Here is a 20,250-nt window from a genome sequence, read left to right on the forward strand (position 1 = left end):
AAAGTCGAGGAGGACTCCTGAATGTCTCTGAAATTAAAACTAATTACTTTTTGCGTTGCTATCGGTCTTATCCCACTGATTTTAATTGGCACTTTAAGTGTCAACATGGCCTCTAAAGCTCTTTCCCAGCAAGCATTCGGACAACTCGAATCCGTACGTGACGCTAAAAAGAAAAATCTTCAAGATCTAGTAGATAAGTGGTTTCAGGAAGTTCAACTCTTCTCTAACGTAAAAGAAGTCTATAATGCTGTTGGATTAATCGGTGAGTATGCCATGGAATATGAAATTTCAGGCAACCCCTTAGATGTTACATCAGAAGAATATAATGAAGTACACCAATACGCAGCCACTCCATTTATCCCCTTTGTGGAAAACCTCGGCTACGATGATGCCCTTCTTATCAACGATTATGGTCGGGTTCTTTTTTCTATTAAAAAAGAAAGAGACCTCGGTGCTGACCTGAAAAAGGGGCAATACAAGAATTCGAATCTTGCCCGTGCTTTTAAAAAAGCAGTTAAAGGCGAAATTGTATTTGCCGACTTTGAACCTTACGCACCCATGGGTGGAACTCCGGTAGCTTTTGTCTGCGCACCTGTTCATTCCCATGCTGGAGATATTCAAGGGGTAGTCGCCCTGCGAATTCCACTCACGGAAATCAATTCCATCATGACCCTTCGTTCAGGTATGGGAAAAACAGGTGAATCCTACCTCGTGGGCCCGGACTTCCTGATGCGCTCAGATTCTGAGCTTAGTCCAGAGTATCGGACAGTTCAAAACTCTTTCAAAAATCAAGCTAAGGGCAAAATCGATTCCGAAGCAGTTCAATTAGCCTTGAAAGATAAAAGCGGCACAGCACTGATAGAAAGTGCAAACGGCATTGAACAGCTGACAGCATATACTCCCATCAAAATCGGCAAAACAAGCTGGGCACTTATATCTGAAATCCACAAAGAGGAAGCTTTTCAGGCTGTAACAACTCTCAGAATATTTGCCCTGATAATATCGGCAGTCACAGCCGTAATTGTTCTACTTGTAACTCTGATTTTCCTGCGCCGCTCAATCCTTGGCCCTCTTGAAAGAATCGAAAAATTTGTTACCTCCATTGCCGGAGGTGATTTCAAGGCCACGCTTAAAGGAAAATTCAAAAGTGAGATCAAAAATCTTGCTGATGGAATTCAGGTAATGGTCGGGGAGCTTAAAAATAAACTGGGTTTTTCCCAAGGCATGCTGGACGGCATGACTGTCCCCTGCCTGATCTCAGACACTAACGCCAAAATATCCTACCTGAACCAGCCGCTCTGCGAATTACTTGAAAGCGGAAAATCCTGTGAAAGCTGGATAGGCCGCCCGGTTAAAGAACTTTTGCAGGCTCCTCCCGGAGAAAAGGGAATTCTGACCCGTTGCCTGGATGAAAAACAATCCATTGTTAACGTTGAACGCTGCTGGAAAACAAAAAAAAATAATTACCGGAACGTGCGCATCGACGCGGCTCCACTCTACGACCTTGATAACAAACTCATTGGTGGATTCGCTGTAATAGTTGATCTTAGCAATATGAAAGCCAAGGAAAAACAGATTAATGATCAGTACAAAATCATGGTGGAAATAACCGAGAAAGCAAAGAGCATTTCTAAATACCTGACCAAAGGCGCATCCGAAATAGAAACTCAGGTGGATCAGGTTTCTTCCAACACAGAAAAGCAATTTGACCGAATTGAATGTTCATCTCAGGCAATCACTGAAATGAACCAGACCCTCCTGAACTCAGTTACCAACGCGGAAAATGCGGCAAAGCAGGCTAAGCAGACCCGCTTGCACGCAGAAGAAGGCATGCAGACCATGACCGAAACAAGTGTCGCCATCAACCAACTGCAATCCCTTTCTGACACCGTAAAAGAAAATATGCACCGACTCGGCGAACAAAGTCAGTCAATCGGCGGTATAATCGGGGTAATCAATGATATCGCCGACCAGACCAATCTTCTGGCCCTGAATGCCGCAATTGAAGCCGCCCGTGCAGGTGAAGCTGGACGCGGATTCGCGGTTGTGGCGGATGAAGTCCGCAAGCTGGCGGAAAAAACAATGCAATCTACAAGAGAAGTCGAAAATGCAATCAAAAATATCCAAGGCTCCGCGCAATCTAATATCGAAAACACCGACCAGACAGTGGAAGCAGTAAAGCACGCCGGCGGACTGGTAGGAAAATCCGTGCAGGCATTTCAGGAGATATCAAGCATGTCCGTGGATACAGCCACTGAAATTGAAAGAATTGCTCAAGCCACGGACCAGCAATCTGAAGCCCACGACCAGATTCATAAAAGTGTGGAAGAACTTAAAAAATTGGCCGGGGATACCAAATCCGATATGCAGAAATCCACAGAATCGACAACTTCACTAGCTAGAACAGCACATGAATTGGAAAAGCTGATTGAACGACTCAGTGATGCTGCCGGACTCTAGCCTTTAACAATTCAGGTAAATAAAAATGCGCCCTGCTCCATCACGGAACAAGGCGCATTTTTTGATCATATATAAAACGAAAAATTAATCCGGTTTCATACTTTCCATTATAGCTTCAAGGCGGCAGGCTTCGCTTGCCAGAATATCCTCATCAAGCTTCTGTTCGGTAACTTTGAAAGGCTCACCAAGCAAAACTTTGCAAGGCATAAATGGCTTGGGCAGTTCAAATCTGTCCCATGATCTCTCAAAAACTATCGGATTGGAAGGATAAGCCCGCATGGGAATGATGGAAGCACCGGTCTTTTGCGCAATTGCCAGAATCCCCGGTTTAACCTCATGGCGCGGCCCTTTGGGACCATCCATAGTAATCGCTCCGACCTTACCTTTTTTGCGCATAATCCGAGCCACACCGAGCATGGCTTTCAAGCCGCCACGAGTGGATGAACCACGGGCAACATCATAACCGATACGCTCCAGCACTTCGGTGATGATCTGACCATCCTTGCTGTCACTGGCCATGGTCACCAGCGGTATTTTTTTTAGAAAACCAAGACCGATCAAGCTGAACAATTCGTTATGCCACAGGGCCAACATAAGCGGCCTGCCCTGTTCATGCAGACTGATGACATTCTCATATCCATCAATATCAAAGCGCATGGAGCGCACCCACCAGCGATACAGAAAGGCCACCTGCGGCGCGAAGATGACTGGATCGACCTTTATCTTCATAACTATGAATTATCCTGAAACTGCATGTTGTAAAGTTTTATGTACAGCGGACATTTTTTCAAAAGTTCCTTGTGGCTACCTTTGGAAACAATTTTACCTTTTTCCATAACCACAATCACATCAGCGGACAGCACAGTGGAAAGTCTGTGCGCGATAACAATGCTGGTCCTGTCCTTCATGAGATTTTCAAGGGCCATCTGCACAATGCGTTCAGCTTCGGTATCAAGGGCACTGGTAGCCTCGTCAAGGATAAGCAGCGGCGGATTCTTGAGCAGAGCGCGGGCAATAGTCAAACGTTGCTTCTGCCCGCCGGAAAGCCTTACCCCACGTTCGCCGACCATGGTTTCATAGCCTTCAGGAAGTTTTTCGATGAACTCATGAGCAAAAGCATTCTTGGCACTCTGCTGAACACTTTCAAGAGCTGCATCCTGGCTCACGTAGGCAATATTGTCACGCACGGTAGCATTAAAAAGGAAAGTTTCCTGCGAAACCATACCGATATTCAAACGCAGGGACTTCAAGCTATAGTCACTTACCTGCCGGCCGTTAATCTTAATCACACCCTGCTTGGCATCGTAGAAACGGGGAATAAGATTAACCAAAGTGGTCTTACCGGAACCGCTGGGACCGACAATAGCTATCTTCTGCCCGGCTTTAACATCGAGATTGATGTTATCCAACACTGGAGATTCGGAAGACGGATAACTGAAGGTCAGATTCTTAATTTCCAGTTTTTTAAAATCCTGTTCCAGTTCAGTCACACCGCCCTGCTCTACATTAATCTTCGGCGAATCAAGAATCTCAAAAACCCTTTCCGCCCCGGCAAGTGCGCGCTGGATGGTATGGTTGGAGGTATTCATCTTCTTGATCGGTTCATAAAGCATGACCAGCGCGGCAATAAAAGAAAAGAAAGTACCCGGTGTGGAATGACCGTCAATAACCTGCGCTCCGCCGTACCAGAGGACAAGGCCGATTCCGAAGGCTCCGACGATTTCCATGATCCTGGAAGAAAGCTCACTGTTCAGGACTTCTTTAATAGCGATCCTGACCAGACGCCCATTTTCCTGCTCAAATCTACCTGTCTCAAGCTTCTCATTGGCAAAAGCCTTGATGACCTTCACTCCACTGAAAGACTCCTGCAAGAGGGCGTTAATGTCGGAAATTTTACTCTGGTTCTTACGGCCCAGCTTACGCAGTTTTCTCCCGAAATAAAAAAACGGGAAAATCGCCAGCGGCAATACCAGCACCGCAAAGGCAGCCAGATAAGGATCACGATAAAAAACCAGACCAATCAGGCAGATGATAGTAAAAGCCTCACGGATCATCATAATAAAAGAAGGTAGGCTGGCCCGGATTTCAATAACGTCGTTCAAGATACGGGACATAAGCATGCCCACCTGACTTTCTTCAAAGAAATTCATGGGCAAACAGATAATCTTGTTAAAAAGATCATTTCTGAGTTGCTCAAGCACCAGCAGTCCGGCACTGTTCATCAGGTAGGTCTGTAAAAACCTGAACACACCTTTAATCAGCATGACAGCAACAAAGGCTATGGGCACCAGTGTCAGTGCCTCGCGGTCTTTGTTGATAAAGATATCATCCATGGCCGGCTGGATCAGATAAGCTGTTGCAGCAGTTGCGGCTGCAACGATTGCCATGGAAATAAAAGCAATGATTATCCTGAACTTATAGGGTCCAAAATATGAAAGACATCTCTTGATGAGATGTTTGTTTTTCAGATAGCTGTATTTTCCGCCTTTAGGCAAATTAGACTCCTTTATTGTGGCTGAACGCCGATTGCGCTATTTCCTTACTTCTCATTGGCGGCAATCGCAAGTGTCTATTCCATACAGATAGATTTAACTGATGACTTACCTTTCTTTTCATTGGATTAATCAATTTGACCGCAAAACATTGGCTGTTATCTTAATTCAATTAGAAGGAGAATTTAAATGTCAGTTAAAATAGATTGTAAAGGGCTCCCCTGCCCGCAGCCCGTAATCAAATGCAAAAACGCAATAGAATCCGAGAATCCAGCCAAAATTAAAATCACGGTAGACAACGAGGCCGCCAAAGAAAACGTATCCCGGTTCATGACGACCAAAGGATATGAAGTCAGCGTCAAGGAAAAGGACAATCTTTTCGTAGTTAAGGGAAAAAAAGATATTACTTCTGAATCTCCCGCTGAATGCGAAGTCTGTCAGGTTATGAATGACGATGAAATCGCTAACGTAGGCAGCAAAACGCTTGTGTTCCTGAACAGCGAATTTCTTGGCAATGGTGATGACAAACTAGGTGCCAGTCTGATGTTCAACTTTATTTCCACCTTACCTGAACTTGACGGTTCATTGTGGCGGATCATTATGGTCAACGGTGCAGTCAAGCTTGCAACTGAAGGCAGCAAATGCCTTGAGAAGCTTCAAGAGCTTGAAGAAGCAGGTGTTTCTATTCTTGTATGCGGTACCTGTCTCGACCATTTCGACCTGCTCGATAAAAAACAAGTAGGTGAAACAACAAACATGCTCGACGTAGTCACCAGCATGCAGCTTGCCAGCAAAGTAATTAAGGCTTAAGAAAGCCGACATGACCGACAAAAAAACTATCAGATTAAATAAATATATTGCTTCCGCAGGAATTTCTTCTAGGCGTGGAGCCGACGAACTCGTCCAAAAAGGCAAAGTTAAAATCAATGGTAAAACCGCTGACTCTCCCGGAATTCAGGTAGATCCTGAAAATGATCTCGTCGAGGTAAGCGGCAAACCGATACAGCATGACCAAAAAGCAGACGATCTTTACATCATGCTGCACAAAACCGTTGAAACAGTGACTACTGCCAGAGATCCGCAAGGCCGGAAAACTGTTATGGACCTGCTGCCTTCAGGGATTGTCAAACGCCGTGTATTTTCTGTAGGAAGACTTGATTTTTACTCTGAAGGAATGCTTTTGATGACCACGGACGGTGAACTTTGCAACCGCATGACTCACCCCAAATGGCATCTGCCCAAAGTCTATCACGTGACCATACGCGGTACGCTTTCCGAACGGGAAATATCCATCATGGAAGCCGGAATGTTCCTTGCGGACGGAGACGAACTCCTTGCTCCGGTACAGGTTAAAACCATTAGTAAAGTGGGCGAAACCACCAAATACGAAATGGTGCTTCATCAAGGGATCAATCGTCAGATCAGACGTATGTTTGATGAATACAACAAAACCATCCTGCGCCTGAAAAGAGTCCGTCAAGGTCGCGTGGAACTGGGCGATCTCAAGCCCGGAGAATGGCGCGAACTAAGCGCAAAAGAACTGGCTTTGCTTAAAAAAGATTTGAAAATAAAATAGGAATGCCTCCGGCGGCTTAAAACCTTTTAGTAAGGCTTCGCCGTTTTTAATGGCATACCAGCGTAAATTAAAAAGACCCAGATTTGATGATCAAATCTGGGTCTTTAAATTTTGTACTAATTTTAAACTACTTAATTTTCGTATTATCTTCCACATCCACACCTTCCGGCGGGATGAACTGGAATATTGAATCATCCACTTCAGGGTCAATTTCAATGTTACTCATGGCAACCTCATTGCCGTTGCCGTAGAAATCAACAACCAGAATCTTACTCATCATTTTCCGCTCAGGATCAATCCACGCAAAGGCCAGAACCATACCGGTTTCAGGTTCAAGAGGCAGCAGCTTGAGCTTGATCAGTCCATTATCATCACCCTGATTTTCGACCACAAAATCCTCTTCGAGCTTTGCCTGCCCGGAGATGAATTTGATCATGGTTTTGGAGTTAAAAAGCTGCTTGGTGCGGTACTTAAGAGCCAATTTGTCTTCGGGAAAGTAATCCCAGACAATTGATTCACCAACAATAAGCAGTTCCGGTTCCGGCTTTACTGATTCCCAGCGCAGCAGTGAAGGCTGTTTAAAAATAATTTTACCGGAACGGATATCCTGTTCCTTGCTTGCGGCATTGGTCAAAGTCTGGGTAAAGTCCGCACTGAAAGTTTTAATTGAATCGTATGTTTTCTGAATCTCGGCAGTAAGTTCATCAGCAACCGCTACAGAGCTGAAAGAAAGCAGGACCGAGACAACAAGTATTAAAATCCTGAATCGCATTATTCTCCTCGTGAATTCGGGTTCATCTACAAAAACTGTCTTAACCCTTTTGGATTGATTATGAAAGTACAACCTGTATCACAAATTTCCCGCCGACTCATCGAAGCCGAGTTATACGGCGAACTTTATGAAACCATGACCGAACAATTCGGCAAAGAAAAAGCCCTGCAAATCATAACCGAAAACCTGCAAAAATCGGCCCGCAAGTCCGGGCAGGCATTTGCCGCATCCGTAGACACGCCTAATCTCGAACATTTCTCAACAGTAGTCGAAATATGGGAAAAAGGGGATGCCATCGAAGTCGCTGATGTTTCCATCAACGACAATGAACTGACTGTAAAAGTTAGTCGCTGCCGTTATCAGGAGTCCTACCGCGAAATGGGCTTACCCGAAGAACTCTGCACCCTGCTCTCCTGTTCCCGAGACGAACCTTTCGCCAAAGGCTACAGCGACAAGCTAAGCATGGTCCGCGAAACAACACTAGCCGAAGGCGGAGACTGTTGTCCTTTTAAATTTGTTTGGAAATAGCCTCCGGCGGGTCTGCCGACAGCCTCTCCGAGGGCCAGAGAAACTTTTTGGAAAAAGTTTCTCTGGACTCTTCAAAAACTTTTAACAAGCTTCGCATACAGTGCATCAAACCGTCTCTAAACAATTAAACCGCAATATTTTCAAAATATTGCGGTTGTTCTCTTTATGTCGTCTTTTCAAGTTATATGCGAAGCATACTGAAAGGTTTTGAAAGGGATGGGGTCTGGGGAAGGGAAAACTTTTGCAAAAGTTTTCCCTTCCCCAGCCGCCGGAGGCTTTCTTAATCCTTAGTAATTAAAACTATACGTGGCTTGCTGCCGTCTTGCGGCCCTAGAATTCCATCCTGCTCCATCTGCTCGATAAACCGGGCAGCGCGGTTGAAACCGATGCGGAACCGACGCTGCAAGAGCGAAATTGAGGCTTTGCCCTGCTCCAGAACGAATTGTACGGCCTCGTTGTAGACCGGGTCATCAGATTCACCGGGCATGCTTCCTGCTCCGGGTCCAGATGATCCTGATTCTTTCCAGTCGCTGAAATCAAGCTCAAAATCCTGCGGATATTTTTTCTTCCAAAAGTCTACCACACCCTTGATCTCGTCATCTTCAACAAGTGCACCATGCAGCCTGCGCAGCTTGGAACCGCTGGGCTTGAAAAGCATGTCACCGCGTCCAAGCAACTTCTCCGCACCGATCATATCAAGAATGGTACGAGAATCGTGCTTGGAGGTAACCTGAAATGAAATACGGGTCGGGAAGTTGGCCTTGATGAGTCCGGTTACAACATCAACAGACGGACGCTGGGTGGCAAGGATAATATGAATCCCGGCAGCACGGGCCAGCTGCGCCAGACGCACAATACTGATCTCCACGTCCTTTCCGGCAGTGAGCATAAGGTCAGCCAACTCGTCAACGATGATGACGAGAGAAGGCATAGGTTCAAGATCTTCCAACTCTTCAGGAAGATCATCAGCGGACTTAGCAAGCTTTTCATTATAGCTGGCGATATTACGTACACCAAGACGGGCCATGTTTTCGTAACGCTTGTCCATCTCAAAAACAGCCCACTCAAGCGCGGATTTGGCAAGAGCCATGTCAGTGACCACAGGATGCACAAGATGCGGCAGGCTGGCATATACGGCCAATTCAATGCGTTTGGGGTCGATGAGCAGCAACTTGAGTTCTTCAGGTCCGGCCTTGTAAAGCATGGACAGGAGCAAACCGTTCAGGCAGACACTTTTACCGGCCCCGGTAGCCCCTGCAACAAGCAGGTGAGGCATCTTGGCGAGATCGGCAGATACAGGCTCACCCTGAATGTCCTTACCAAGAGCCATGGTCAATGCGGACTTGGACTTTGTAAAACAGCTGTGTTCGAAAATTTCACGCAGATAAACTGTCTGCCTGTTGTCATTGGGAATCTCAATACCAACGGAATCCTTGCCCGGAATAGGAGCTTCAATACGTACCGCAGTGGCTTTTAAAGCGAGGGCAATGTCATCAGTCAGGTTAGCAATTTTGCTGACTTTAACACCCGGCGCGGGACGGAATTCGAACATGGTTACCACCGGACCGGGGATAACTTTCTGAACCTCTCCGTCAATATTGAAATCCTTTAAACAAACCTTTAAAGCTTCTGTCTTCTCCTCAAGATCCTTGGGATCAAACTGAACCCCGGCAACCTTTGGTTCGGCAAGAAAATCAAGAGTCGGAAAATCCGTACTGGTATCTATCTTTTTAGCTTTGGGCTTCTTGGGCTTGGCTTTTGGTTTATCTTTTTTGGCAGGCTTTTCGTCAAAAGGCTTGAGTACGAGAACATCACCTTCTTCTTCAACATCAACAGATTCAGGAGTCTCTTCTTCAGCTTCTTTGATGGCTTTAGCTTCAGCCTTGGCCTTTTTGCGCTCAGCACGTTTAATTTTCTGCTCGGCCTTCATGCGTTTGGCTTTGCGGCCTACCCGCTCTTTGTTCTTGAGCCAGAAATCAGTAAACAAAGAACGAATTCTCTTGCCGATAGCAGCCCAGCTAAGATTAAGAGTCAGCTGAATTCCGGCAAGGGTCATGAACATCCAGAAAAGAAAAGCTCCCACAGGCTTGAGGTACTTGAAAGACCACTTGGAAAGAAGACCGCCGATAAAACCGCCTTCATGAATGACGAGGGACTTCTGGAACTGCACCAGCCACGGATGCGAAGACCATGCAAGCAGGCATACATAGAGAAGAACCAGCCCGGTCCAACGCCACCACGGTTGCCTAAGTGCAGAAATAAATGAGGTGATACCTAGAAAAAGAAAATAAAAAGGAACCAGCCATGACCCCAAGCCGAGCATTTCAACTAAAAGACCGGACGCATATGATCCGGCAGGTCCGATCAGGTTCTTGACTTTCCAACTGTCACTCACAGCCTGATTAAGGGTCGGGTCTCCCGGATGGAACGAGTACATGCTTATAAAAAGAAATACGGCTAAAAAAATCCAGAACATGCCGGATATCTCTTTTGCGAATTTTCCGCTTGGCAGTGTCTCATCCTCCGTTTGATCCCGGAAAAGGGCTGGTTGGCGCAGCGTCCATCTAATTTAAGATGGATAAGATATTCAATTTTCGGGGAGCCTGAGACTCCCCGAAATTATTAACAAATCAAATTACTTTTCACGACCGAGGTATTCGCTGGAACGGGTATCAACCTTGATCTTATCCCCTTCGTTAATGAACAGGGGCACATTGACGCCCAGCCCGGTTTCGAGAGTAGCAGGTTTGGTTGCGTTACTTACGCGGTCGCCCTGTACGCCGGGATCAGTCTGAGTAACAACGAGAATTACGGAAGCAGGCAGATCGATACCGATAACATCTCCGTTATAAAGCAGAGCCTTGTTGGTTTCTCCTTCTTTGAGGAAACCACCGGAGCCGCCAATAACATCAGCAGCAACGTTCATCTGCTCATAAGACTCAAGATCCATGAGTATATAATCAGTGCCGTCCTTGTACAGGAACTGCATTTCTTTAGTAGCCATATCCGGTTTTTTGACCTTTTCACCGGAACGGAAGGTCTGATCAGTAACACGGCCGGTGAACATGTTCCTCAGCTTGGTACGTACAAATGCGCCGCCCTTGCCGGGTTTGAAATGCTGAAATTCAACGATTTCGTAAGGTTTACCATCAATCTCAATCTTAAGTCCGTTTCTAAAATCTTTAGTAGAAATCATATTTCCTCCGAATAAAATATTATTTGCAGGGCCCCATATGGCGCCTTTAAGCGTTACCCCGCTGTCTTCATAGTAATAAACGTGACAGCAGCTGCGGTTTTCTGCGGCTAGAATATCGTCCCTAAAAACTAATCAGCTGCCACATGCGAAAACAATGCTTGAACGGCCAAGGCATAGCTCATTATTCCGAATCCGGCAATTACTCCAATGCACTGTTTTCCCATAAAACTTTGCTGGCGAACAGGATCTTCGGTGCGAGCCCAGATATTACTGATATGAACTTCCGCGCAAGGCACTTCGATCCATGCCAGACAATCCGCCAAAGCAAGGCTGGTGTGAGTGTATGCTCCGGCATTAAAGGCAACTCCATCAACCCCGTCTTCACGGGCTTTTTCCAACCTGTCGATCAAGGCCCCCTCGGAATTGGACTGGAAGAATTCCAGTTTGATTTCATCTGCCTTATCGCCCATAAGGGTTTTAAGATGTTCGGGAATATCTTCAATTTTATCAGAACCGTAAATCTCAGGCTGACGCTTGCCAACGTATCCGAGATTCGGCCCGTTCAGGATCAGGAAAGTTTTCATCAAATCCACCTTTCAAGTTCAGGTTCGGGGAAAATATCCTTGTAATGATTGCTTAGCTTGACTAGCCTTAATAAATAAGTGAACAAGGCAGGTTCATGCAACCACGAATAATCAAGGACGATTCCTTATGGATAATACACTTACGTTAATTAAAACCGTTTACGAGATCAATCAGCTTGAAGAGTTCGCTGCCCCGCAGATCATTCTTGCCGGGCGCTCCAACGTTGGGAAATCCTCGCTGATCAACTGTCTTGCCAGCAGAAAAAAGCTGGCTAAAATCAGTTCCACCCCTGGTAAGACCCGTAGTCTTAACTATTATGAAGTAGATCCGCACGGCTACTTTATTGTTGACCTGCCCGGTTACGGATACGCACGCTGTTCAAAGACCGAACGCGCTAAGTGGGCTAAGCTCATCGACAAATATCTGATGGACAATGCTTATGTCGCAGCGGCGGCAGTGCTGCTGGATAGCCGTCATAATCCGCAGCAAAATGATCTGGATCTCATTTCATATTTCCAGCACTGCAATATTCCCATTATTCCGATCATGACCAAGGCGGATAAAGCTAAACAAAAGGACCGTTCCAAGGTCCAAAACAAATGGGAAGAAATCCTCAAGGTCAAGCCGATCTGCGTTTCCAGTAAAACCGGTATGAACCGCACCAGACTCTGGAACCTGCTGGATGTAACCGCAATTCCCGAACTGGCAGATATCGAGGAAGAAAACGAAACTGAATAACCAAGTCAGAAAAATTCAAATCAAGGGCATTTCATCAAATGATGGAATGCCCTTTTTTATTAGCCAGTTTTAAATTTGGTCATATATTTTCCGAAATGCTCAGGCACGAAGACCCACGCAATCCTTCCAAGGGCAAGAGAGCTAACCAGAATATTTCCTAACCATGCTGCGACAATCGGCGGTAACGCCCCGCTATCCCCGGCTGAAGCACCGACCATGAACAAAGCGTAGTAAGCAAAGACCAACGCCAGCCCAAGCCCGATATTCAAATAAATATTCTCGGAAATTGTTACCAATGCCAACGAAACAAGGGCCATGGTCAAAAGCGAAAAAGCATAGGCCCACTTGGAATGCCACGCGGTAATCAAACGATCCACACTGGAACCGGACAGCTTAAGCTGCTCGATTACTTGATCCAACTGCCATAGCGGCAACTGGGCCGGGTCAATGTCAGGATCAACCACCTTAAAGACATTGAGATTAAGCTTAATAGGCATGGTGAACATCGGATGCTTACGAGAAGCGAAACGATCCGGGCTTAACTCAACTGCATTTTCAAGCTTCCAACCATATTTACTGCTGACCTCGGCACTCTCGGACGTGATAACCCGCTGGATTCCACTGTTGTCATCAGCGAACTCATACACGGTTATGCCCTTGGCTCGGTTACCAAAAGGCATGACTTCCTTGGCCTCCACCACAAAATTGCCTTCCTTGAGCCAGATATTCTTCAGCACCCGTTTATCAAGCATGCTTTTACGCACATCTTCTTTCCAGATGCGGTAGGCTTCCTGCTCACCGTAAACCCCGATAACCTGAGAAAATAGAAGCTGCCCAAAAGACCAGATCACGGCATAAATCACAAAGAATTTAAGGAACCAGAGGAGAGATAGCCCGCCTGTTCGCAGGGCCAAAAGCTCCTTGCTCCGGGCCATGACACAGAGCTGTACGATCATGGAAATCAGGAAAACCGCAGGCAGAATCTGGGAAAAGATGAGCGGCATCTTGACCAGAAAGTACTTGAGAATAGTACCCATTCCAAGTCCGGCCTCAATGAAGTCATCCAGACGGTCAAAGAGATCCGAAAGCAGATAAATTCCAGTGCCTACCCCAAGGCAGACGCACATAAGGAATATATTCTGCTTCAGAACATACGAGGCTAGATAGCCGGGAAGAAGTCTGCGAATCATGCTTCCTTCCTCCTGAATTTTTTCAGGAACGGAATCCTGATACTGAATGAATGCTCCATAACCGCCATCTTAAGCAGAATCACTGAAATCACTGCGAATGTAATATTTGGTAACCAGAGACCGACCACAGGTGTAAGCACACCGCTCTCCCCGAAAGTGACGCCAAGGGAAAGCATAGTATAGTACACGAGGAAAAGCCCCATGGAAATTATCAAGCCATATTGCTGCTTGAGGCCCCTGAAAATGCAGGCAATAGGTACAGCAAACATGCCAAGCACCAGACAAGCCATAGGCAGGGCCAGCCTTTTTTGAACCTCTACTTGAACCTTTTTAAAGAAACCGGGGTCAATATCGCCAGCCCTGTCTCCGGCACGACTGATGCGGACCAGCTTCTCCCATGACATTTCCTTAGGCCGCAGTTCATCCACGTCGTAACCCTTCAGGATATTGGCAAGAGGGATGCGCACATCATAGTTTTTGAACTTAAGTACGCTCAGTTGCTCATTTTCCTGCTGATAAATACGTCCATTCTCCAAGTGGATAAGCAGACGGCCCATCTTAGGATCAGTACGGATTTCGCCCAGCGGGGCCACGATGGTAGCAGTCATGCCTTTTCGGGTGTTATCGCGCACAAAAACGGAACGCATGATTCCGCTTTCTTCGTCCACCCCGTCAGCATAAAAGACAAGTCCCGGAAAATTCTTATTAAAAACTCCGGGTTGAATCGCCAGCTGACTCTGGGTGCGGGCGAATTCCATGAGCGCGTTACGAAAATTTTCCGTACCCCATGAAAGGCCGTAGAGTGAAAAATAAAAATCCGCCCCGGTGCAGAGCAGACAAAAGATAATCGGCGCAGGCAACAGCCTGTAAAGACTCAACCCACCGGATTTTAGCGCAGTGATCTCGTTATCCGCATTCATCCTCAAAAAGGTGAGGAAGATCGAAAGCATGGTCGCAATGGGGGTGAGCATGAGCAGAAAAAACGGACACAGGTACATGAACAGCTTAGCTATTTCCAAAACACCAAGACTCTGCCCCATAAACAGATCCCTGAACTGGAGTAGTCTTCCGATGAGGATAAGCCCCATGAACCCTGAGATACTCAGAGCAAATATGGATATGAGTTCTTTAAAAATATTGCGATGAAGAAGCTTCAATTTAGTTCCCGCAAAATATGCAGACAATAAAGTTAATCACAAAAAAAGTAATAGCAGGCTTATATCAGCCCATAACGCAGAATCAACCCGAAAACGGGAATTAGCACTCAGGGCTTTCATTACTGTTTTCAGCGTAAAAACGTTCCATGAATTCCATATCTTTGGGGGAAAGATTGAATCTCATGGCGGCCTCTTCAAGCAAGGAATTCAAAGGCTTCTCAGTTTCAGTCTGCTGCTCGGAAATCCATTTGATCGCTTTTTTGGTCAGTTCACAGGGAGGCACGACAGTAGTCATATATTTAATCCTTAGTTTTAAACGTAGTTGATTAATATTTATCAGTACACCAGCTTGCCGCCCCTTGCAACTTTGTGCAGGCTGGCTTACCCAAAGCGGGTAACTTGAAAACAAAGCCGAAACTTCCGGCAATCATAAAGGAATACCAATGACATCGCTATTTACCGCCGCCATTCTGGGCGTAGTTGAGGGGCTAACTGAATTTCTCCCGGTCTCAAGCACCGGACACCTGATCATCACCGGACATCTGCTTGGCTTTACCGGGGCAAAGGCGGCTTCGTTTGAAGTCGCCATCCAGCTGGGAGCAATCCTCGCCGTGGTCGTGCTTTACTGGTCCCGTTTCTGGGGGCTGGTTGTCCCTAACCCGGCTCAGCGATTTTCCGGCATCCGGGGACTCTACCTACTCTTCCTGACCAGTCTTCCGGCATCTGTGCTCGGCTTGCTGGCCCACGACTTCATCAAACTGCACCTGTTTAATCCATACACAGTAGCCTGGGCACTGGGAGTGGGGGCAATCATGATCCTGATTGTTGAAAAAAAGGATATTCGCCCAAACTGCTACTCTCTTGATGAAGTTACTCCCAAGCTTGCCCTTGGCATCGGGTGCTTCCAATGTCTTGCGCTTTGGCCCGGATTCTCCCGCTCAGCGGCAACCATCATGGGCGGCATGCTTCTGGGAGCTAAACGCAAAGTTGCCGCAGAATACTCCTTTATCGCCGCAGTACCAATCATGTTCGCAGCAACCGGATACGACATGCTCAAAAGCTATCAGCTCTTTACCATGGCTGACATGCCTTTTCTGGCTGTTGGATTTGTTGTATCATTTCTCTCCGCATGGGCAGCGGTAAAAGGATTTATCTACCTGCTAGGCAAGCTTACCTTGCGTCCTTTTGCATATTACCGCCTTGCGCTGGCTCCGCTGGTGCTTTTCTTCTGGAGCTAAGGACCGCTTAAACACTCAATAATCTGACCTATTTTAAAAAAAGTTTAAAAAAAGTCATTTTTTTGCTTGCCAAGCACACGCAGAATGTATAGAAAGTCTCCTCGTTGGGCGGGAAGTTCAGCGCACAAAAAGTGGCGAGGTAGCTCAGTTGGTTAGAGCATGCGGCTCATATCCGCAGTGTCGGGGGTTCAATTCCCTTCCTCGCTACCACGAGAATCACAAGGCTCTGCATTTTTGCAGGGCCTTTTTTCTTTTTCAAACGCTGGCAAATAAACATATAATTATTATACCGAATTTTTTATCATTTTTTACTTGCCAAGCGAATCAAGAATGTATAAACACTGTCCTCGTTGGACGGGAAGTTCAGCACACAAAACGTGGCGAGGTAGCTCAGTTGGTTAGAGCATGCGGCTCATATCCGCAGTGTCGGGGGTTCAATTCCCTTCCTCGCTACCACGAAGACCATAAGGCCCTGCAAATTTGCAGGGCCTTTTCTTTTTTACCCGGACACTACTCCAGTAGATCGGGATTTATTTTTCAGTAATTATTTCCAAAATCCGCCATTTCTGCTATTTCTTCAGGTAATCTAATGTCTAAACAACAGGATTATCATTTTGAAAAAACCTTCCAGTATCTATCCCTCTTCACTCGCTCGCACCCCATCTGCATTTTATTTGCTGTTAATTACCTTATGTACCTTACTCTGCTTCGCATCCAACTCATTTGCCAACAAAAAGCTCGATAAAATCACCCTGCAACTCAAATGGTTCCACCAATTTCAGTTTGCCGGGTATTATGCAGCCCTTGAAAAGGGATTTTATGAAGACGAAGGATTGGATGTAACCATCATTGAACGCGATCTGCGACACAATCCTATCGATCAAGTACTTGCCGGTAATGCTGATTTCGGAGTCAGTAATTCTGAAGTCCTGCTCCATTACCTAAATGGTAAAAGGCTTGTTCTCCTAGCTTCAGTATACCAGCATTCGCCATTGGTTTTTATATCCAAAACAAAACCGCTCATACACACAGCGCAGGAACTGAAAGGCAAAAATGTACTCATGAGTTCTGCATCACAGGATATTGAATTAAAAGTGATGCTGGAGAGAGCAGGTATATCTTTTTCCGACATTAATTTAATTGATCGTTTTGCGGTTCCTGAAGACTATTTCGACCCTGAAATTGATGTTATCGCCGCATACAGCACTAATCAGCCTTACTATCTGACAAAAGAAGATGAGTCTTACTCCATAATTTATCCCTACACCCACGGAATTGATTTCTATGGAGACACTCTTTTTACATCACGGGCTCAGTTGGATAAACACCCGGAACGAACCAACAAATTCCTCAAAGCCAGTTTGAAAGGATGGAAATACGCACTTGAAAACCCTGAAGAAATCATAGATATAATAATCAATAAATTCGGTTCACTTAAAACAAAAGGGCATCTTAAATATGAAGCGGATATCATTCGTACCCTGATTTTACCTGACCTTGTGCGCATAGGACACAGCAACCCATCCAGATGGGAGCAGATTGGCGCGGAATTTAAAAAACAAGGGCTGACCCAAAGCGAACGCAATCTCGCAGATTTCTTTTTTAATCCAACAGAAGGCAAAGTTTTAATCAGACAAAAAACAGCAGTCTGGGCTACAGCCCTATTTGCTGTAATTGTACTGATCCTGCTTGCGTTCATTTTGGTTGCCGGAAAATTCAAGCAGGAAATTAACAGCCGCCGTGAAATGGAAGAAAAGCTGAAAAAAAGTGAAAAATATTACCGCAGCCTCTTTGAAAACACCGGAACCGCAACAGTCATAATTACCCCCGACTACATGATAAAAAAGTGTAACAGCAACTTTGCTCAATTATGCGATTTGCCTATTGAAGATATTGAAATGAAGCAAAAATGGACTGATTTCATCGCTCCAGACGAAGTGGACAGAATGACCTCCTATGCAAAATCTAGAACTTTTACCGAGCACTCCTCCCCGAAATCATATGATTTCAAATTCAAGCGAGCAGACGGAGAAATCAGAAACGTCCATACACACGTAGAAGTAATTGAAGGCAGTACCGATTGCGTAGCATCACTCATTGATATGACTGAAAAAATAAAAACACAGGAATTGCTTATTCAGACTGAAAAAATGGTTTCAGTGGGAGGGCTGGCCGCAGGTATGGCCCACGAAATCAATAACCCCTTAGCCGGAATACTTCAGGCCGTACAAAATATTTACCGCCGGGTTTCACCGGAAATACCGGCAAATGTCAAAATAGCGGATAAAAATGGGTGTTCCTGCGATCAAATCAAAAGCTACCTGGAAGAAAGAGGAATTATCAGGATGCTCGATGGCATCCATTCATCCGGAGAACGGGCTGCTAATATCGTAAGAACAATGCTTAACTTCACACGCCGCAACGATGAAGGTATGACCGCCTGCAATCTGAACCGCCTTTTTGATGACATCATGAACATAATCACCTGCGATTATGACCTGAAGAAAAAATATGATTTTAAACACACTAAAATTATCAAGGATTATCAGGAAAACCTAGGGGAAATAAGCTGCATGCGCATTGAAATCGAACAGGTGCTGCTGAATCTGGTAAAAAACGCGGCATATGCTTCCAATGAAATTTCCGGTATCCGAACACCGACCATAACTTTACGCACTCGAATGGATAAAAAATTCATTACAGCCGAAGTAGAAGATAACGGTCCGGGTATAAATCCGGAAGTGAAGCGGCGTGTATTTGAACCTTTTTTTACCACCAAATCTCCCGGAGTCGGAACCGGCCTTGGACTTTCCGTCTCATATTTTATAATAACCCAAAACCACAAGGGCTTTTTTGAAATAGACACCGAAATCGGAAAAGGTACCAAATTCACAATCAAAATACCTATCGTTTAATATGCTTAAAATTATGAATAAAATTATTATCCCAATGGTTATAGCCTTATTGCTTCTGGCTTGTCCGGCCTGTGCGAAAAAACCTGTTCTCTACCCAAATGAACAATACAAAAAGGCCGGAGAAACAAAAGTTTCCGAAGATATTGAATATTGCATGGAGTTTGCGGAAAAAAGTGTAGGCAAAGAATCCAAAGGAAAAACATCGGCTAAAGCCGGCATTCAGGGCGGACTTATAGGCGGTGCAATCGGTCTTGGAATCGGAATTGTTACAGGAAGTCCCGGTTCATCGGCTATGGCCGGAGCTGCCGGTGGTGCTGCCGGAGGAGCTGTGGGCGGAGCAGTTCAGGACAACGAAGATCCACTGTACAAAAAATTTGTGGAACGTTGCCTGCAAGAAAAAGGATATGAAACAATGGGCTGGAAATAATTCCGGCTCTTAAAATCCATCATGCACAGGAATGTATTTTAGCATTATCTTCCTGTACTCGCCTTGGTTTTTCATTTCTTTCAACTCTTCGCTAACTCGCTTAAATGCCGTTGAGTTTTTCTTCCGGGAAAAAGCCAGGTATGTGTCCGACTGGGAATATATTAACGGCAATCCTGTTGCCGGATCAAGAATTGCTTCAATTTTTCCAAGCAGATTATGCTCATTTAAAAAATTTAATGCCGGGTAATAATCCGCAAAAATGAAATCAATCCTACCCAGCACTAATTTTTTCACATTGAGATCAAGATTCGGAACTTCTTCGATCCTCTTGAATACATTTTGCTTCAGAGCTTTATCTATTTTTTCTCCGTAATAAAACCCCCTGCCCACACCGCCGACATACTTTTGGGCTCCCTTAAACTCAGGTGAAAAAAAAGTATTAGATCCGGCAAGACGCAACGCAACAACTTTTTCTGTAATCAAAACGGTATCAGGGTATTTGAGAAATTTATTACGTTTTTCATTATACCCTGCGTTAAAAATAGCATCAGCAGTCCCCTTCTCCACCATGGTCATGGCTCTTTTCCAAGGGACAATAAGAACTTGCGGAGTGTATCCGGCCCGTTCTACCGCCTCAGAGACGATTTCCACCAGAAAACCTGTGGGTTTACCGTTATCAATATATGTCTGGGGTGGAGTATCTAATGTAACCAGTGTTAATTTTTTGGCATGAAGACTGCCCGGAAACATTAAAATTAAAGTAATAATCAGCAAATATAATCTGAACACAGCGTTCCGCACCTCCGTTAAATATCAACTACATATTAACACTAAAAACACCGCACTGAAATGATTCATTTAAATTTAAATCTGTTGTATCCTAAAAATAATTAACAACATTAAAAAACAACAAAATAATACGTTTCGGTGTTAAGTTTATCCTGTTAATGCCGATCATTTTTGTAATAAGACTTTA

Annotated in this window: 18 protein-coding genes and 2 tRNA genes; 10 read left to right on the forward strand and 10 right to left on the reverse strand. The window is 45.3% G+C overall.

The annotated features are described in order from the left end of the window. The first annotated feature begins 21 nt into the window (after positions 1-21). Positions 22-2,460 carry a methyl-accepting chemotaxis protein gene (locus FMS18_RS18430; protein WP_163296141.1) on the forward strand — a complete coding sequence of 813 codons (2,439 nt, stop codon included), beginning with the start codon at positions 22-24 and terminating at the stop codon, positions 2,458-2,460. A gap of 84 nt (positions 2,461-2,544) precedes the next feature. Here the strand turns inward: FMS18_RS18430 and FMS18_RS18435 are convergent, their stop codons facing one another. Both FMS18_RS18435 and FMS18_RS18440 read right to left on the reverse strand, forming a co-directional pair. Further along, positions 2,545-3,189 (reverse strand): lysophospholipid acyltransferase family protein, encoded by a 645-nt coding sequence (locus FMS18_RS18435; RefSeq protein WP_163296142.1) that lies wholly within the window; start codon positions 3,187-3,189, stop codon positions 2,545-2,547. Positions 3,190-3,191: 2 nt separating this feature from the next. Continuing rightward, positions 3,192-4,955 (reverse strand): ABC transporter ATP-binding protein, encoded by a 1,764-nt coding sequence (locus FMS18_RS18440; RefSeq protein WP_163296143.1) that lies wholly within the window; start codon positions 4,953-4,955, stop codon positions 3,192-3,194. 186 nt (positions 4,956-5,141) lie between these two features. Between FMS18_RS18440 and yedF the strand changes: the two genes are divergently transcribed. After that, a complete protein-coding gene (gene yedF, locus FMS18_RS18445; RefSeq protein ID WP_163296144.1) occupies positions 5,142-5,762 on the forward strand; it encodes a sulfurtransferase-like selenium metabolism protein YedF in 621 nt (206 codons plus the stop codon). A gap of 10 nt (positions 5,763-5,772) precedes the next feature. Beyond that, on the forward strand, positions 5,773-6,528 hold the full coding sequence (locus FMS18_RS18450) for a pseudouridine synthase (RefSeq protein WP_163296145.1): 756 nt from the start codon (positions 5,773-5,775) through the stop codon (positions 6,526-6,528). A 127-nt stretch (positions 6,529-6,655) separates the two neighbouring features. On the opposite strand, the gene lolA is transcribed toward FMS18_RS18450, so the two are convergent. Further along, on the reverse strand, positions 6,656-7,300 hold the full coding sequence (gene lolA, locus FMS18_RS18455) for an outer membrane lipoprotein chaperone LolA (RefSeq protein WP_163296146.1): 645 nt from the start codon (positions 7,298-7,300) through the stop codon (positions 6,656-6,658). A 60-nt stretch (positions 7,301-7,360) separates the two neighbouring features. Between lolA and FMS18_RS18460 the strand changes: the two genes are divergently transcribed. Next, complete coding sequence (locus tag FMS18_RS18460) at positions 7,361-7,828, forward strand: L-2-amino-thiazoline-4-carboxylic acid hydrolase (RefSeq protein WP_163296147.1); 468 nt, start codon at positions 7,361-7,363, stop codon at positions 7,826-7,828. A 280-nt stretch (positions 7,829-8,108) separates the two neighbouring features. On the opposite strand, the gene FMS18_RS18465 is transcribed toward FMS18_RS18460, so the two are convergent. The 3 genes from FMS18_RS18465 to FMS18_RS18475 form a co-directional block, all read right to left on the reverse strand. Continuing rightward, positions 8,109-10,340, reverse strand: coding sequence for a DNA translocase FtsK (locus FMS18_RS18465; protein WP_203544703.1), 2,232 nt, complete (start codon positions 10,338-10,340; stop codon positions 8,109-8,111). 123 nt (positions 10,341-10,463) lie between these two features. Continuing rightward, on the reverse strand, positions 10,464-11,024 hold the full coding sequence (gene efp, locus FMS18_RS18470) for an elongation factor P (protein ID WP_163296148.1): 561 nt from the start codon (positions 11,022-11,024) through the stop codon (positions 10,464-10,466). Between the two features lie 128 nt (positions 11,025-11,152). Further along, positions 11,153-11,608 carry a type II 3-dehydroquinate dehydratase gene (locus tag FMS18_RS18475; RefSeq protein ID WP_163296149.1) on the reverse strand — a complete coding sequence of 152 codons (456 nt, stop codon included), beginning with the start codon at positions 11,606-11,608 and terminating at the stop codon, positions 11,153-11,155. Positions 11,609-11,735: 127 nt separating this feature from the next. Here FMS18_RS18475 and yihA point away from each other — a divergent pair, with 127 nt between their 5' ends. Continuing rightward, on the forward strand, positions 11,736-12,347 hold the full coding sequence (yihA, locus tag FMS18_RS18480; RefSeq protein WP_163296150.1) for a ribosome biogenesis GTP-binding protein YihA/YsxC: 612 nt from the start codon (positions 11,736-11,738) through the stop codon (positions 12,345-12,347). Positions 12,348-12,406: 59 nt separating this feature from the next. Here yihA and FMS18_RS18485 read toward each other — a convergent pair whose 3' ends face one another. From FMS18_RS18485 to FMS18_RS18495, 3 genes are all read right to left on the reverse strand, one after another. After that, on the reverse strand, positions 12,407-13,537 hold the full coding sequence (locus tag FMS18_RS18485) for an LptF/LptG family permease (protein ID WP_163296151.1): 1,131 nt from the start codon (positions 13,535-13,537) through the stop codon (positions 12,407-12,409). After that, the gene (gene lptF, locus FMS18_RS18490) at positions 13,534-14,694 is read right to left on the reverse strand and encodes an LPS export ABC transporter permease LptF (protein ID WP_163296152.1); all 1,161 of its coding nucleotides are present in this window, start codon (positions 14,692-14,694) and stop codon (positions 13,534-13,536) included. Before lptF ends, FMS18_RS18485 begins: the two co-directional genes overlap by 4 nt. A gap of 100 nt (positions 14,695-14,794) precedes the next feature. Then, a complete protein-coding gene (locus FMS18_RS18495) occupies positions 14,795-14,989 on the reverse strand; it encodes a hypothetical protein (protein ID WP_163296153.1) in 195 nt (64 codons plus the stop codon). A 148-nt stretch (positions 14,990-15,137) separates the two neighbouring features. Between FMS18_RS18495 and FMS18_RS18500 the strand changes: the two genes are divergently transcribed. The 5 genes from FMS18_RS18500 to FMS18_RS18520 all read left to right on the forward strand — a co-directional run bounded on the left by FMS18_RS18500 (position 15,138) and on the right by FMS18_RS18520 (position 19,274). Then, entirely contained in the window at positions 15,138-15,932 is a 795-nt protein-coding gene (locus FMS18_RS18500; protein ID WP_163296154.1) for an undecaprenyl-diphosphate phosphatase, read from the forward strand. Between the two features lie 133 nt (positions 15,933-16,065). Beyond that, positions 16,066-16,142 (forward strand) — tRNA-Met (locus FMS18_RS18505). Between the two features lie 169 nt (positions 16,143-16,311). Beyond that, a tRNA-Met gene (locus tag FMS18_RS18510) sits at positions 16,312-16,388 on the forward strand. 158 nt (positions 16,389-16,546) lie between these two features. After that, a complete protein-coding gene (locus FMS18_RS18515) occupies positions 16,547-18,847 on the forward strand; it encodes an ABC transporter substrate-binding protein (RefSeq protein WP_239061103.1) in 2,301 nt (766 codons plus the stop codon). Positions 18,848-18,860: 13 nt separating this feature from the next. Next, complete coding sequence (locus FMS18_RS18520) at positions 18,861-19,274, forward strand: hypothetical protein (RefSeq protein ID WP_163296155.1); 414 nt, start codon at positions 18,861-18,863, stop codon at positions 19,272-19,274. A 9-nt stretch (positions 19,275-19,283) separates the two neighbouring features. On the opposite strand, the gene FMS18_RS18525 is transcribed toward FMS18_RS18520, so the two are convergent. Next, positions 19,284-20,048, reverse strand: coding sequence for an ABC transporter substrate-binding protein (locus tag FMS18_RS18525; RefSeq protein ID WP_239061104.1), 765 nt, complete (start codon positions 20,046-20,048; stop codon positions 19,284-19,286). Between the last annotated feature and the right edge of the window lie 202 nt (positions 20,049-20,250).

This window comes from Desulfovibrio sp. JC022, assembly GCF_010470665.1.
Taxonomy (GTDB): domain Bacteria; phylum Desulfobacterota; class Desulfovibrionia; order Desulfovibrionales; family Desulfovibrionaceae; genus Maridesulfovibrio.

Coding starts and splice junctions, on each gene's coding strand:
- FMS18_RS18430 (WP_163296141.1), top strand. CDS start 22: ATGTCTCTGAAATTAAAACTAATTACTTTTTGCGTTGCTATCGGTCTT.
- FMS18_RS18435 (WP_163296142.1), bottom strand. CDS start 3,189: ATGAAGATAAAGGTCGATCCAGTCATCTTCGCGCCGCAGGTGGCCTTT.
- yedF (WP_163296144.1), top strand. CDS start 5,142: ATGTCAGTTAAAATAGATTGTAAAGGGCTCCCCTGCCCGCAGCCCGTA.
- FMS18_RS18450 (WP_163296145.1), top strand. CDS start 5,773: ATGACCGACAAAAAAACTATCAGATTAAATAAATATATTGCTTCCGCA.
- lolA (WP_163296146.1), bottom strand. CDS start 7,300: ATGCGATTCAGGATTTTAATACTTGTTGTCTCGGTCCTGCTTTCTTTC.
- FMS18_RS18460 (WP_163296147.1), top strand. CDS start 7,361: ATGAAAGTACAACCTGTATCACAAATTTCCCGCCGACTCATCGAAGCC.
- efp (WP_163296148.1), bottom strand. CDS start 11,024: ATGATTTCTACTAAAGATTTTAGAAACGGACTTAAGATTGAGATTGAT.
- FMS18_RS18475 (WP_163296149.1), bottom strand. CDS start 11,608: ATGAAAACTTTCCTGATCCTGAACGGGCCGAATCTCGGATACGTTGGC.
- yihA (WP_163296150.1), top strand. CDS start 11,736: ATGGATAATACACTTACGTTAATTAAAACCGTTTACGAGATCAATCAG.
- FMS18_RS18485 (WP_163296151.1), bottom strand. CDS start 13,537: ATGATTCGCAGACTTCTTCCCGGCTATCTAGCCTCGTATGTTCTGAAG.
- FMS18_RS18495 (WP_163296153.1), bottom strand. CDS start 14,989: ATGACTACTGTCGTGCCTCCCTGTGAACTGACCAAAAAAGCGATCAAA.
- FMS18_RS18500 (WP_163296154.1), top strand. CDS start 15,138: ATGACATCGCTATTTACCGCCGCCATTCTGGGCGTAGTTGAGGGGCTA.
- FMS18_RS18520 (WP_163296155.1), top strand. CDS start 18,861: ATGAATAAAATTATTATCCCAATGGTTATAGCCTTATTGCTTCTGGCT.